Source organism: Acetobacter oeni (assembly GCF_011516825.1).
Lineage (GTDB): Bacteria > Pseudomonadota > Alphaproteobacteria > Acetobacterales > Acetobacteraceae > Acetobacter > Acetobacter oeni.
The window spans coordinates 41,404-54,931 of the sequence record NZ_WOTA01000002.1; the positions used below are offsets into that span (position 1 = coordinate 41,404).

A 13,528-nucleotide genomic window follows, 5' to 3' on the forward strand; every position below is an offset into this window, starting at 1 on the left:
CATAAAAAGAGTGACTTTTGAATGAGAATTTTCTCAGCGTAAGAATTGAGGAGATTCTGATGAAGAGTGATCGCTTTACTGACGCCCAGATCATGGGTGTGATCCGCCAGGCTGAGGGCGGTGTCCCGGTTCCTGACCTGTGCCGGGAGCATGGGATTAGCAACGCCACGTTTTACCGGTGGCGCGCGAAATATGGCGGCATGGATGCTTCGATGATCAGTCAGATGAAGGCTTTGGAAGAGGAGAACCGTCGGCTGAAGCGCATGTATGCGGATTTGAGCATGCAGACGGATATCCTGAAGGAAGCCCTTGGAAAAAAATGAAGCGGCCAGCCCAGCGCCGGGAACTGGCCGCACAAGCTGTGGCGCATCATGGGGTCAGCATTGCGCTGGCCTGTCGGATTTTTGGGATATCCGAGACCTGCTTTCGCTATCGTCCGCGACTGGAAGCGGAGAACGACAGGATTGCCGCTCTTCTGGTGGGACTGACCCAGGCTCACAGGAGATGGGGATTTGGTCTGTGTTTCCTGTATCTGCGCAATGTGCAGGGACAGCTCTGGAATCATAAGCGGGTTTATCGGATCTATCGGGAACTGGAACTCAACCTGCGGATTAAACCCCGCAGGCGTCTGGTTCGCGAAAAGCCTGAAAAGCTGTCGGTTCCGGCCCTTCCCAACAGGGTCTGGTCCATGGATTTTATGGCGGACAGGCTGATGGATGGACGTGCTTTTCGGCTCCTGAACATTCTGGATGACTTCAATCGTGAAGGACTGGCGATCGAGGTTGATTTTTCCCTGCCAGCCTGTCGGGTTGTCCGCTGTCTGGAACAGGTTATGGAGTGGCGTGGCAGGCCAGAAGCTATCCGAATGGATAATGGCCCTGAATATGTCAGTCATACGTTGGTTTCATGGGCCGAAAAACAGGGGATTACCCTGATCTATACGCAACCGGGTAATCCGCAGCAGAATGCCTATATTGAACGCTACAACAGAACTGTACGGCAGGAATGGCTGGAGCAGTATTTGTTTGAAAGCATTCAGGACGTGCAGGAGGTCGCAACACAATGGCTCTGGACATATAACCATGACAGATCCAACATGGGGAACAGCGGGCTAACCCCCGCCCAGAAACTAAAAACAGCTGCCTGAATTCTCATTCAATGCCCCACTAAAAATGGGGGGATTACCAACAGAGCATAGTTGCGTCGACTAATTCGCTTCGTGTGTTGACCCTAGTGATGTTCCGCGACTTTTTGAAATTAGCCTGTATGAGTAAGCTCTTGACCGCGCGCATGCTGAGGCGCCTGGGGCAAAAAACGAGAATATGGTTGGAGAGCATTTCTCGTGAGACTGCGGCACATGAGAGATGTTTTCCGGCAACCTCGAAACAGGCGATCCTGACCCGCAAACAGAAATCTTACTGCCATGGGGCCACGCGGCATCGTCAGGACGCGAACTATTTTGCGTCTTATTGCTTTTGCTTTGTTCCTCCTTGCGGTGATCTCTAATTAGTTATTGCTGAACTGCACATGGGCAAGTTGTTCGGAGATATCCCACAAGCGCGCGGCGGCCTGCCGGTCGAGCGCTGCGGGGGGTATTTTGGCGACAGTCGGATACCCGCGCGTCTCACTCAGTCTGTCAGGGCCATAATAGCCACCGCCCTTTGCCTCCGATGATGTCGCGGCGAAAAGGGTCGGCAGTGCGCCCTGTGCGGCTGGCTGGAAAAGAAACCACAATATCCGCCGTGCGAGGCCAAATACGCTCAAAGCGCCAGCTCCGTTCGGAAGCAGATCGGTACGCGAAATACCGGGATGGGCGGCGATGCTGGTTATTCCCCAGTTTTCCGCTTCGCTGCGACGCTGAAGTTCCAGCGCGAACATCAGGCAGGCCAGCTTAGACTGACTGTAGACTGGCATCGGCTTGTAATTATGTGTCGCCTGAAGATCATCGAATGCGATCCGACCGTCACGCGCTGCGATGCTGGAGAGTGTGACAACGCGCGGATCATGACCCTTGCGAAGCAGGGGCAGCAAATGCGCAGTCAGTGCGAAATGCCCGAGATAGTTGGTTCCGAACTGCAGTTCGAAACCATCCGAGGTCACTTTGCGTGTGGGGGGCGTCATCACCCCGGCATTGTTGATCAGCACGTCGAGATGGTCGCGCTGGCTGCGCAGGCGCTCACCAAACGCGGCAATTGACGCAAGGTCAGCCAGATCAAGAACTTCGAAGCTGATGTCTGCCTCGGGAGTGTCTCTTTTGATCCGGGCAACGGCTTCCGCGCCTTTGCTTGGGTTTCGTCCGGCGAGAATGACCGTTGCTCCGGCGCGCGCGAGCGCTAGTGCGTCCTCAAACCCGAGGCCGCCTGTTCCGGTCACGACGAATGAGCGGCCACGAATGTCTGGAATGTTCGATGTCGTCCATTTTCTCATATTTGGTTCCTGTCCACGCAAGAAATTCCTTTGGGGGGATGGCTGACAGTTCGACGGCACGCGCCATTGATCCCTGCTGATATCTGGTATCTAGCTGCGTACGCCGATGGACCGAATGCCCGAACTGCCAAACTTCTTGCCCGATCCTGCAATGGTCTGGCTTAGGCGGTGCGCCACGTGTAGACGGGAATAGTTAGAATTTTGGCTGGAGCAAGGAATGTCGTCATCTCTCGCCAGAGCTGTAACCCGCTATCTGGACGCGCAGGGTTGTGGCACGAGCGGGCTTTTCACGACGTCGTTCGACGGTCTGAATATCATCAGGCTGAGTGAAAAGACGCCGCCAAATGGCATGGTCTACAAACCGTCACTCTGCATCACCTTGCAGGGCGCTAAGGCGGTGGAGTTTGGGGATACCATTTTCGAGTATGGGGCCATGGCGTTTCTGCTGGTCAGCATCGAAATACCTGCTCTTGGTCGTGTGACGGAGGCGAGCCCTGAATGTCCCTATATCGGCATTACCCTGGATCTGGACGCAGGCATCCTGCGTGAGGTCATGGCGGAACTTGCTCAGCCCCCTTTACCGTCGAATGATCAGGGTATCGGGGTATTCGTCGCCGATCTATCCGAGGATCTGGCCGACTGCATCAGGCGGCTCATACGACTGCTCGATAATCCGGCGGCACCCCAGATCCTCTGGCCGGCGATCATGCGGGAAATCTGTTTCTGGCTGTTAACAGGGCCGCATGCGGGCGAAGTCTGTAAACTTGTTCTGCCCGACAGTCACATGCGACGGGTCGCGGAGGCCATTCATCTGCTGCGTGCCAACTTTGCGAAACCGGTGAGGATCGAGCATCTTGCCGCTGTCGCACGCATGAGCCTCTCGTCTTTCCATCAGCATTTCAAAATGCTGACCTCCATGACGCCGCTCCAGTATCAGAAGCAGTTGCGCCTGCTTGAGGCGCGTCGCCTGATGGTATCAGAGGACGTCAACGTCTCGCACGCGGCGTTTGAGGTCGGTTATGAAAGCCCGTCGCAGTTCAGTCGGGACTATGTTCGCAGGTTCGGGATAGCGCCCAAACGCGATGTGATGGAACTTCGGTCTTTTGTCATTTGACCATGCGGAACCGTGTCCGGGGCTCTGTTAATCTGTCTGTGTCACATTTCTAATCTGTCTGTGTCACATTTCCTGTTTTTGGAAATTGCGATCCCCCGGCCAACGCGGTCTGTCCATCGAATAGGATGCGCAGACAGGCAGAAGACGCCTTCATCTCGGCCGTTCCGCCGTCTCACCGGACGTCCCGAAACCGGCCGTCTGGACACAAAGCACTTTTCTCATTTTCCCCGTCTGCCTGGAAAGCTTAGCCCGGACTGTGCCTGGCAGGCCTTGCCCGCGCGTTTCGGGCTTTGCATTCGTTCTTGGAAGCGCCCGAGGGTCACTGCTGGCGCCGAGTAATAACCTCCCTTGGCCCATGCCTTTGTTTTCTCGTGTCAGCCGTAATCGGCGGACTGGGCGATCTCCTGTCGCAACTGGTCGACCTTAGCACCGACCCACTCCCGGGCGTCGGTGCCGAACACGAACCGCGATGGCACCTCGTCTTGGGAAGCAAGCTCCACGATCCGCGCGGCGAGGAGCTTCGGATCGCCTGGCTGGTTACCGCTGGCCTCGTCCACGAACGCGCGATACTGCGCGATCGCCTCGGCATAATCTGGAATGTCGATGCTGCCGAAGCTCGCCGACCTGCCATCCATGAAATCTGTGCGCAGCATCCCCGGCTCGACCAGGAGCGAGCGGACGCCCAACGGTGCCAGCTCCTGCGCAAAGCCCTCCATCCATCCCTCGACCGCGAACTTCGACGCGGAATAGACCGATCCCCCGCCGTTGGAGACCAGCCCGCTGACCGAGGAGATGGTGACGATGAGGCCTGAGCGACGCTCACGCATGTGGGGAGCGACCGCGCGTGCCACGTTCATCGTGCCGAACAGGTTGACCTCGAACTGACGCCGCACCGCGGCATCGGTGAAGGTCTCGAAGAAACCCAGTTCGGCATAGCCGGCGTTGTTGACCAGCACGTCGATCGCACCCAAGCGTTCGATGGTCTCGGCAGCGACGGAGTTCGCGGCTTCAGCGTCGGTGATATCGAGCGCAAGGACGTGCAGGCGATCGTGTTCGCCCTCGAAGGCATCGCGCACGGCGTCGGCGGACCGCGCAGTTGCCACGACCGTTTCGCCCGCATCGAGCGCCGCGCGCGTGATCTCGAGTCCAAGTCCCCGGCTTGCGCCCGTCACCAGCCAGATCTTGCCCATCGCCTGCTCCTCGTTTCTTCCACTGTTGCTGTCTAAGTAGTCATGTTAATGGATCGAGATAAGCGCCTAATCAATAATGGGCCCTAGTAGCAGAGATTATCAATGCGCCCGGATCAGCTTGGCGACCTCGCCGCCTTCGTTGCGATCGCCTCCGACCGCAGCTTCACGCGTGCCGCGAGGCGGCTCGGCGTTACGCAGTCGTCGTTGAGTCAGACCATGAAGCGGCTCGAGGGCCAGCTCGGTTTTCGCCTGCTCTCCCGCACGACACGCAGCGTCGCCCCGACCGCGGCCGGCGAGCGCCTGCTCGCTACCCTCTCGCCAGCACTGGCCGAGTTGGACGACGAGATCGAGACGCTGTCGCAGACACGCGGGGCAGCGATCGGCACCGTCCGGATCACGACGGGCAAACACGCCGCGGACACCGTGCTGTGGCCGATGCTCCCAACCTTCATGCGCCTGCACCCCGGCATCGAGGTGGAGGTGTGCGTGGAGGACGGGCTGACCGACGTCGTGGCGGGCCGCTACGATGCGGGCATCCGGCTCGGCGAGCGACTGGAGAAGGACATGATCGCGCTGGCGGTCGGGCCTCCGCTTCGCGTCGCGGTGGTGGCCGCTCCCGGCTATTTAAGCAACCATCCGAGGCCGATGGAGCCCGCCGACCTCACGGCGCATCGTTGTGTCGCCTACCGCAACGCGCATGGCGAGCTGTCTCCCTGGTCGTTCGAGCGCGACGGTCGTGCGGTAACGGTCACGCCGGGCCGCGGGCCGGTGTTCAACGACGCCGATCTGCTGGTGGCCGCCGCCCTTGAGGGGTTTGGCATCCTTTACATTCTGGAGGATCTGGTGGCGGCGCCGATAGCCGATGGCCACCTCATCCGCCTGCTGGAGCCGTGGTGCGAGCCTTTCGCAGGCTACCACCTCTATTACCCCGATCGGCAGGGGACGACGGCCTTCGAACTGTTCAAGAAGACGCTTCGAGCAAGCAGGGCCGCATAAAGGGTTGGCCAGGCGTCGGCGTCGATTCTCGAAACTCGATCTTTTTTTCCGGAAAGCGGAGCATTTGGTTGTGGCACCTTTCGGCATCGGTTCGCCCGAAAGCCGCCATTTTGTCATTTCACTCTCCAGTCAGCTTACGCCCATGACGCTGCAGTTGTGGGCAGTCGCCTCTCATCATCAATGACGGTTACGCGGGAGGGCGGACTGTCTGACCATGCCCAGAAGACGAGGTTTCTGTCGTTTTCTGTTGCTCCAGGGGCAAAGCTCGGCACGATGATGCCCGCCGCTCCGTCGGCTCTGAGTGCCCTTGCCAGTTTCCATGAAGGCGGCGTCTTGCCTTGGTCAGCAAGGTCTTCCCAGGAACAGGCCAAGGTGGCGGGGGAGAAGCCCAGATCATTAAGACTGGATAGATCGGTCAGATCGAGGACGGGTTCGCTATCGACATCATAGGCACAGACGGTCAAAGGTTGCGGCTTGAATGGAAAACCCTGCTGGGCTTCGAGCCAGGCCGTCTCCATCCGAAGTGATGTGTAAAGGGCAGGTGTGCCGACCGGGTTGAACCGGCCTCCATGAAGCGTCGCACCGTCGCCTGATAATGGGGTGAAAGACCAGCGTGGATTATGAGCCCGGAATACCCGTCCGGTGAACCTCACGCGTAGCCGCCGGTGGCAATCCGATCCAGGTAGCGTCGGACGGCATTGGCGCGTCCCTCACGGACGAGCGCCTCGGCAGTCTGATCACCGAAGGAGGGCAGGGGCTGTGACCGGTACCATGCGAAAGCCTGTTGGGCTGAGCCCGCCCAAGGCCGGACGCGATTGAGGATCTCGACCATGTCGCGCAGCCTCGCCTGGGTGGCGGGACGGCCGAGGCGGGCGCTTTTGGAGACGGCGTCACGTGACAGGCCCAGAGTGGTGGCCAGTTCACTCCTTGTGATGTGTAACATATTGCTCAGCCGTTCTGCCGCGATCAGCCCTGACGGATCGAAGGCGTCGGCGAGGAATGTGGTCTCAGACATGATGGAGTGCCCCATATATTGACCATGATATGGGATTGTATATGAGGCGGATTGCCTATGACAAGGATTCTAGTTGGATATGTTCATGCACGCTGGCATGTTCGCACTGTCATGCGGCGAGGCGGGGTATCTCGCAGTCTACCAATCGCAAGTATCGTTGGTTGTCTTCCCCCGCAACCAACGACGCTTGCGAATGACCATTCGCCACATTTCGCCGTGATCGTAGTGTGCGGTTCCCCGCAACCACTGAATTCCACAAAGGCCCGGCATCCGCCCGGGCCTTTGTCGTTTCAGCCAGGGAAACATATATGTGGATATTTCGGGCTCTATAAAAATAAAATTATAGGTTTGTACGAAAATTTAACAGAAGATTGTCATATTCATTCAGACATAATAATTTTAAAATAGAAATTCGAAAAACAGACAAAGGTAGTCGAGATGGGTAGACGTGCACGACCAATACTCGATAATCCTTCAGAAGATAACAAATCCGATGTTAAAAAACGGTCGGAACGGCTGAGAACAGCTGTTCAGTCGGCCGGAGGGAATAATCGGGTTGCAACCCGTGCCAATATTCCGCTGGCAACGTTGAATAATTATATTGCGGGTCGGGAAATGCGGGTTGGCCCGATGATTGCCCTCGCGGAGGCTTGTGCCGTATCGCTTGACTGGCTGGCAACGGGGCGGGAAGCTTCTGACGATAATGCGATGATTACTGTGTCTGATATCGCGGAGATGTCAGATGAAAGTGGGCTGAGGCCAGTTCGCTATTTTCATGCCGAGCCACAGGCTGGTGCCGGCAGCATGGTTGACCAGTGGGAAGGCTATGAGGTCGTTACATTTTCAGATTATTTCATACGGTCTGTTCTCGGAGTGTGGAACAGCAATGTTTTTATGGTGAAGGTGAGTGGCGACAGTATGCGACCTTCCATAGAAAATGGAGATACAATTTTCGTCGATCCGACACCGGAAACACTCCGGGAGGATGTGTATGTCATGACGATGCAGGATATGTTTATTGTTAAGCGATTGCTGATCAGAAGCTCAGATTCATTTACGATTTCAAGCGATAATTCTGCATTCCGATCGTTTGATGTACCATCATCATCTGTCGCCTGGGCTGCCGCAGATGAAGGGGGGGCTGATTTAAGAATCGTCGGACGAGTTCTTGGGCGGATCCATCTGGGACTTTAATACGAAAAAGACTGCTGACGCGTCTGTATCAGTGGCGGGCGTAGAATGGACTCGGGACCAGACGATGTGCTTTCATTGATATATCGTAACTTTGTAGATGCATCAGGTAATGTGGTGGTTCGAAGTTATCTGTCACAACACAGTGGTATCGGAACAGATTTCCCCCGGTATCAAGGATTTTGAGGGAATATTTTCCACGATGAAAAGCAACTGGCCCGAGAACTGGGATACCGCTGTCGCCGCCGATCGTGCGCATGTATGGCATCATATGACACAGCATAAGCCATATGAGACGACTGATCCGACAGTAATGGTCGAAGGCCGGGGCCTGCGTCTGTGGGACGCGGCAGGGAATGAATATCTTGATGCGCTATCCGGCGGGGTCTGGACTGTTAACGTCGGATATGGGCGGAAATCGATTGCTGATGCGGTTCGCGATCAGCTCATAAAGCTGAATTATTTCGCCGGAAGTGGCGGGACGGTGCCCGGCGCAATATTTGCGCAGAAGCTTCTTGAAAAAATGCCCGGGCTCAGTCGTGTCTATTATTCGAACTCAGGTTCTGAGGCGAATGAGAAAGTCTTTAAGATGGTGCGCCAGATTTCAGCTCAGCATTATGGAGGCCGAAAAAGCAAGATACTGTATCGTGACCGGGATTATCACGGCACGACAATCGGTGCGCTGGCAGCCTGTGGACAGCAGCAGCGTGCCGAATCTTACGGTCCGTTCCCGGATGGTTTTGTCGAGATTCCGCATTGTCTTGAATACCGCCGGACAGATGGCACAGATGCCCCATTTGGCGAAGTTGCTGCCCGACAGATCGAAGAAATTATTCTGCGCGAGGGTCCGGACACTATTGGCGCGATGTGTCTTGAGCCAATCACAGCGGGGGGCGGTGTTGTTCTGCCCCCGGAGGGCTATTGGGATAACATCCAGGCACTCTGCAGAAAATACGATATTTTATTGCATATCGATGAAGTCGTTTGTGGTGTCGGACGTACCGGAACCTGGTTTGGATACCAGAATTACGGGATTCAACCAGATTTTGTGACCATGGCTAAAGGTGTGGCATCAGGATATGCGGCCATCTCCTGTACAGTCACAACGGAAGCTGTTTTCGATAAATTCAGGATGGCACCTGACGATCCTATGTCGTTTTTTCGGGATATTTCAACTTTTGGCGGTTGTACAGCCGGACCTGCGGCGGCAATTGAAAATATGCGGATCATTGAGGAGGAAAACCTTCTTACGAATACGCTGGAAGAAGGCGCTTATCTTGGAGAAAAGCTGGCCGCCCTTCAGGATGAATTTTCGATCATTGGCCAGGTTCGGGGAAAGGGGCTGTTCTGGGGAGCCGAACTGGTGACGGACCGGATAACGAAAGAGCCCGTTCCGGAGGTGATCATGAAACAGATCATAGCATCCTGCCGAAAACAGGGCGTTCTGGTAGGAATGACCAACAGATCGCTTCCCGGCTTTAATAATACCCTTTGTTTAAGCCCCGCATTGATTGTCGGGAAGGCTGACATTGATGAAATAGTGAATGCGATCGGAGTGGCCCTGAGAGATGTGAAAATCTGATTTTCATCGATAACAACAGGAATGTCCGGGAAAGAATATGTGCTGACAAAATTCTTTTCCCGGTGTCCGGGATAGCGACTTGCCAAGTGTGGTCGTCTCGGCTAGAACCCCCCTCGCAGCGCACCCGTAGCTCAACTGGATAGAGCACCAGACTACGAATCTGGGGGTTAGGAGTTCGAGTCTCTTCGGGTGCGCCAGCTTCCTTTTTAAATATTGTAATCGATAGCTCTCGTTTAATATACAGAGTCAGTTTTCCGGAATCTGTTCACAATATTTGCCGGCCGGAATACTTCAGCCGATAACGGTTATCCTCATTTCATCCGGTGATATTCATGCCAGAGTTTACTTTCTGATTGCTCCTCCATGCTCAGGGCCTCTGGGTAACTATTCATTTATACTCGCTGTATCGCCGGATGGGAGATTGTCTCGCGTGAAACGCCTGCCCGGCGTAAAAAGGCGGAACAGAGGACCTGTCAGTACGGTTGAAATAACCGCGAGAACCATCAGGGAGGCGAATGCGAATTCTGAAAGCATGCCGTGTCCGTGCAGAATCGTGGCTGCTACGATTTCCATTAAGCCTTTACACTGAAGGAGAGCCCCGACACTCAGAGCCTGTCTGTTGCTGAGACCGCTTGCGGGAGGGAAGACCCATACTGCTGCAATCTTGGTGATGACCGAGATGACGACAAGCATCAGGGACGCGATAACGGAGGGCCAGGTGAGCGCGTCGCCGTTGATGTGCAGGCCACTGTGCCCGAAGAACATCGGGGCGAGCCAGATAAGTGAAAATGTGCCGACCCGTTCTACCGGAAGTCTGCGGACCCAGGCCGGAGGCATGATCGCACCGGCGAAGTAGGCGCCGATCAGTTCATGCAGACCGAGTTGCATACTCGCCCACGATCCGGCCACGAGATAGACAGGGACTGTGGCCCAGATGATCCATAGTGGTGGATTTTTGACATGCCGGGTGGCCAGGTTTCCTGCCATGGCAAGGCCCGCGAGAAGTGCTACGGCGAGGAACTCCAGTCCACTCCATCCATGCAGGGCAGCGGAGCCACGAGCAGCAAACTGCAGAATGGCCAGGCCAATCCAGAGTGCCGCATCGTCAATCACGGCAAGTTTGAGAGCCAGTTGCCCGATGGGCTGCTGTGCAGGTTCCAACTCGCGGACAATTCCGATGAGAACGGGAAGCGCGCTGACCGCAATACACAGGCCAATCGATGCAGCCGCAATCAGAGGCGTGGCATTCGGAGCCTGCCAGCCGTGCAGCGGAAGGAAGAACCACCAGACCAGCAGAGAGCCAATAAAAAACGGGGCACCTAATGCGACAACAGCCCCGGCAAGAAGACGTCCCAGAGAAGGAGACGGAAAACCACTTCCGGCACTCTGATTCTGGCCGGGATGTTGCCACATTTCCAGCCCGGCAGTGAATGCGAGGACAAGCACGGCAACCCAGCCGATTTCATCGCCATAGAGCGAGGGAATGCCAAGGTCTTTGACCGGTGCATGCACGACGGCGAGCAGTATTCCGATCAGTATAGGAAAGACGACAACAGGTATTGTCCGTTGCATTAGCCGCCAGAGCAGCCAGGGAAGAAAAACAAAAATACCTGCGTCGGCGAGAAGTCCGGTAATATTCGTCATTCATTGCGTCCTCTCGCTTAATGGTCCGGGATAATACGTGTTTCTGGCTTATATATGCAAATTGTGTATATGAACAACACGTAATACATTGAAGTCAGCCGTATTTTAGCGGTATGATCCGGTCTCGCTGCGGATCAGGTGTAATGAGTTTTTGTCATCGGAGAATTTAAGAAACAGGCTGACCCGATGGCCACCGGTCATCCCGGACTGGATAACGGACCAGCTATCCGGTTATTGTGCCCATCTGTGATCCGGACAGGACGGTTACCTGATAATATTATGATTTCTTATGAAAAAATACGTCGTGCTATCCTCGAAGAATGGATCATGAACGATGACTGGCTCGCCCGCTTCCGGTCCGGTTTGGATGGCATTGATGTTGTCTCGATGGACGTGTTCGACACCGCTTTGACACGCATTGTGGAGGCGCCGGTCGATGTTTTCGCAGCGACTGAAGAGATACTGACACAGAAATATGGTTCATTGTTTTCAGGTTACGCGGTCCGCCGGGAAGTAGCTGAAGAGAAGGCACGTGAGATCGCCGGACGCACAAACAGAAGTGAAGTTTGTTTCCCGGAGATTATCTCTGCTCTTATTCTGGCTCATCCGGACTATAAAACATTCGAAAATCATCTGATCGGGACAGAGTTGGCCGTGGAACAGGCAATGTGCTTCGCGGTTCCCGAAATCATGGAGGCGGTGCGTATCTGCGACGAGCGCGGAATCCGCGTTATTTTCGTATCCGATATGTATCTGTCCGGAGAAGAAATCCGCAGTCTGCTGACCTCAGCCGGATATGCCGGTGCGTATAGCCTTCTTGTTTCGTCTGAAACTGACGGAACGAAGGCGAATGGACGGCAATGGCCCGTTGTCCGGGAGTTATGCGGTTCGAGAGTCCGAATTCTCCATGTGGGCGACAATGAGTGGAGCGACGTGATCATGCCCCGGCAGGCAGGCCTGAAAGCACTGCCTTTTTACCGTGTTCGCTCCGATCTGCGTCGTGGAGGTCCGCTGACACCCGCAGTGCTTCCGGTTTCATGTATCAGACGGGCGGCAATGCTCAGGGAGTTTTCCGGAACCGGCAGTGTTCATCCGGCAAGTCAGATGATGAGCATATCAGGTGCATCCTGGGGCACTGTCGTTGCGGGCAGTTTTGTGCGCTGGCTTGCTCAAAGGGCTGAAAAACTGGGACTAAAACATCTTTTTTTCTGCGCGCGCGACAGCTGGTTATTTTATCAGCTGTGGCAGAAACTCGATCTGGATACGAAAACGGGAATTAAGTCTTCTTATCTGCATGTATCACGTTGTTCTGTGAATTACGGTGCGGTCGCAGTGACGTGTCGCCCGGATCACCTGAGCGATCAGGCTCTGTCGCTGCTGGGCCACGTAACGCATCCGGAAACGGTGTGGAGTCTGCTGAAACGCAGTAATCTGCAGGAGCTTCTTCCTCTGGTTGCTGATCTTATCAGCCTCTTCGGTTCCCTGGATGCAGACGTATCCCCCGGGTCAGGATCGGCGAAGTTTCAGAACTGTCTGCAATCTCACTCGGAAATTGTTTATGGGCATCTCCGCCAGATCCTGACGGCGACATTATGTTATTTTCGCCAGGAAGGTCTTCACGAAGGGCGGGCTGGCATTGTCGATATTGGCTGGCACGCCTCTATGCAGGCTGCTGCTGGCGATATTTTGCGTGATGGCGGGCACTCACCGATGCTCTTTGGCCTGTATGCCGGGCTGCGGCAGGGGGCGCAGGCCAACAGGGCACGCGCCGGGTGGATCGAAGGCGCATTCAGCAACGATTACATGCGGGCAGAGCGTCTTTACGGCCTGTCTAATGCCGTCGCCATTCTGGAAAATGCATTCTCATCTCCGGAAGGTGTCACGCTTGGTTATGAGTGGCGGACGGGAGCCATGTGGCCTGTTCTGGGAGAACGGAGTTCACCGGACAGCCAGTATCATGATCTGATTGCTCCTTTTCAGGAGATGGCACTTTATGAAATCGGCCATATCTTCGCGGGAACGCATCCTTCCGGGCTGACCGAAGAGGATCTGACCCCGGAAGCAGGAAATGCGGCGATTGGCAGACTGGCCCTGTCACCGACACCACAGGAACTCGCTGTCCTGGGGCAGCTTCATCATGCACCGGATCTGGCGCACCATCATGTCGCACCGATGGTTCCCGAGTTAGAGCCTGACATGGCAATCGGGGAGCATCTGAATCTGGAGCAGTGTGAATGGGCCGTGGGCTCTGCTCTTGCGGCGCTCCGGCGCTGTGGAGACCCGATAAAACGCGAGCACATGGCGCATGATTTCCGAAAACAGTGCGGGTATTATGACGCCCGGACTCTCAGGCAGTTTACATAGATGTC

At 55.6% G+C, this 13,528-nt stretch carries 11 protein-coding genes and 1 tRNA gene; 7 read left to right on the forward strand and 5 right to left on the reverse strand.

Features of this window, described 5'->3' with window-relative positions:
• Positions 1-59 precede the first annotated feature (59 nt).
• Positions 60-1,147, forward strand: a protein-coding gene (locus GOB90_RS01505; protein WP_146890094.1) for an IS3 family transposase whose coding sequence is annotated in 2 segments (ribosomal slippage) — positions 60-321 and positions 321-1,147 — 1,089 coding nt in all. Because the reading frame shifts where the segments join, the coding sequence is not laid out codon by codon here.
• A gap of 359 nt (positions 1,148-1,506) precedes the next feature.
• Here the strand turns inward: GOB90_RS01505 and GOB90_RS01510 are convergent.
• Positions 1,507-2,427 (reverse strand): SDR family oxidoreductase, encoded by a 921-nt coding sequence (locus GOB90_RS01510; RefSeq protein WP_053323611.1) that lies wholly within the window; start codon positions 2,425-2,427, stop codon positions 1,507-1,509.
• A gap of 217 nt (positions 2,428-2,644) precedes the next feature.
• Here GOB90_RS01510 and GOB90_RS01515 point away from each other — a divergent pair, with 217 nt between their 5' ends.
• Complete coding sequence (locus GOB90_RS01515; RefSeq protein ID WP_053323612.1) at positions 2,645-3,541, forward strand: AraC family transcriptional regulator; 897 nt, start codon at positions 2,645-2,647, stop codon at positions 3,539-3,541.
• Positions 3,542-3,915: 374 nt separating this feature from the next.
• Here GOB90_RS01515 and GOB90_RS01520 read toward each other — a convergent pair whose 3' ends face one another.
• Positions 3,916-4,731: an SDR family NAD(P)-dependent oxidoreductase gene (locus GOB90_RS01520; RefSeq protein WP_129551468.1), complete on the reverse strand. Its 816-nt coding sequence runs from the start codon at positions 4,729-4,731 to the stop codon at positions 3,916-3,918.
• A 102-nt stretch (positions 4,732-4,833) separates the two neighbouring features.
• On the opposite strand from GOB90_RS01520, the gene GOB90_RS19450 reads away from it, so the two are divergent.
• The gene (locus GOB90_RS19450) at positions 4,834-5,727 is read left to right on the forward strand and encodes a LysR family transcriptional regulator (protein ID WP_146890097.1); all 894 of its coding nucleotides are present in this window, start codon (positions 4,834-4,836) and stop codon (positions 5,725-5,727) included.
• Positions 5,728-5,861: 134 nt separating this feature from the next.
• Here the strand turns inward: GOB90_RS19450 and GOB90_RS01530 are convergent, their stop codons facing one another.
• Positions 5,862-6,380, reverse strand: a complete 519-nt coding sequence (locus GOB90_RS01530) for an RES family NAD+ phosphorylase (protein WP_010516056.1) — start codon at positions 6,378-6,380, stop codon at positions 5,862-5,864.
• A complete protein-coding gene (locus GOB90_RS01535) occupies positions 6,377-6,742 on the reverse strand; it encodes an antitoxin Xre/MbcA/ParS toxin-binding domain-containing protein (RefSeq protein ID WP_029329702.1) in 366 nt (121 codons plus the stop codon). The genes GOB90_RS01530 and GOB90_RS01535 overlap by 4 nt, the downstream gene beginning before the upstream one ends.
• Before the next feature lie 630 nt (positions 6,743-7,372).
• Between GOB90_RS01535 and GOB90_RS01540 the strand changes: the two genes are divergently transcribed.
• From GOB90_RS01540 to GOB90_RS01550, 3 genes are all read left to right on the forward strand, one after another.
• Positions 7,373-7,936, forward strand: coding sequence for a S24 family peptidase (locus GOB90_RS01540; RefSeq protein WP_173571877.1), 564 nt, complete (start codon positions 7,373-7,375; stop codon positions 7,934-7,936).
• Positions 7,937-8,135: 199 nt separating this feature from the next.
• Positions 8,136-9,515, forward strand: a complete 1,380-nt coding sequence (locus tag GOB90_RS01545) for an aminotransferase family protein (protein WP_146890167.1) — start codon at positions 8,136-8,138, stop codon at positions 9,513-9,515.
• A gap of 120 nt (positions 9,516-9,635) precedes the next feature.
• Positions 9,636-9,712, forward strand: a tRNA-Arg gene (locus GOB90_RS01550).
• A 187-nt stretch (positions 9,713-9,899) separates the two neighbouring features.
• On the opposite strand, the gene GOB90_RS01555 is transcribed toward GOB90_RS01550, so the two are convergent.
• Positions 9,900-11,159, reverse strand: coding sequence for a cation:proton antiporter (locus GOB90_RS01555; protein WP_146890103.1), 1,260 nt, complete (start codon positions 11,157-11,159; stop codon positions 9,900-9,902).
• Between the two features lie 279 nt (positions 11,160-11,438).
• Between GOB90_RS01555 and GOB90_RS01560 the strand changes: the two genes are divergently transcribed.
• Positions 11,439-13,523, forward strand: coding sequence for a hypothetical protein (locus tag GOB90_RS01560; protein ID WP_146890106.1), 2,085 nt, complete (start codon positions 11,439-11,441; stop codon positions 13,521-13,523).
• The last annotated feature ends 5 nt before the right edge of the window (positions 13,524-13,528 follow it).

Coding starts and splice junctions, on each gene's coding strand:
- GOB90_RS01510 (WP_053323611.1), bottom strand. CDS start 2,427: ATGAGAAAATGGACGACATCGAACATTCCAGACATTCGTGGCCGCTCA.
- GOB90_RS01515 (WP_053323612.1), top strand. CDS start 2,645: ATGTCGTCATCTCTCGCCAGAGCTGTAACCCGCTATCTGGACGCGCAG.
- GOB90_RS01520 (WP_129551468.1), bottom strand. CDS start 4,731: ATGGGCAAGATCTGGCTGGTGACGGGCGCAAGCCGGGGACTTGGACTC.
- GOB90_RS19450 (WP_146890097.1), top strand. CDS start 4,834: ATGCGCCCGGATCAGCTTGGCGACCTCGCCGCCTTCGTTGCGATCGCC.
- GOB90_RS01535 (WP_029329702.1), bottom strand. CDS start 6,742: ATGTCTGAGACCACATTCCTCGCCGACGCCTTCGATCCGTCAGGGCTG.
- GOB90_RS01540 (WP_173571877.1), top strand. CDS start 7,373: ATGATTGCCCTCGCGGAGGCTTGTGCCGTATCGCTTGACTGGCTGGCA.
- GOB90_RS01545 (WP_146890167.1), top strand. CDS start 8,136: ATGAAAAGCAACTGGCCCGAGAACTGGGATACCGCTGTCGCCGCCGAT.
- GOB90_RS01555 (WP_146890103.1), bottom strand. CDS start 11,159: ATGACGAATATTACCGGACTTCTCGCCGACGCAGGTATTTTTGTTTTT.
- GOB90_RS01560 (WP_146890106.1), top strand. CDS start 11,439: ATGATTTCTTATGAAAAAATACGTCGTGCTATCCTCGAAGAATGGATC.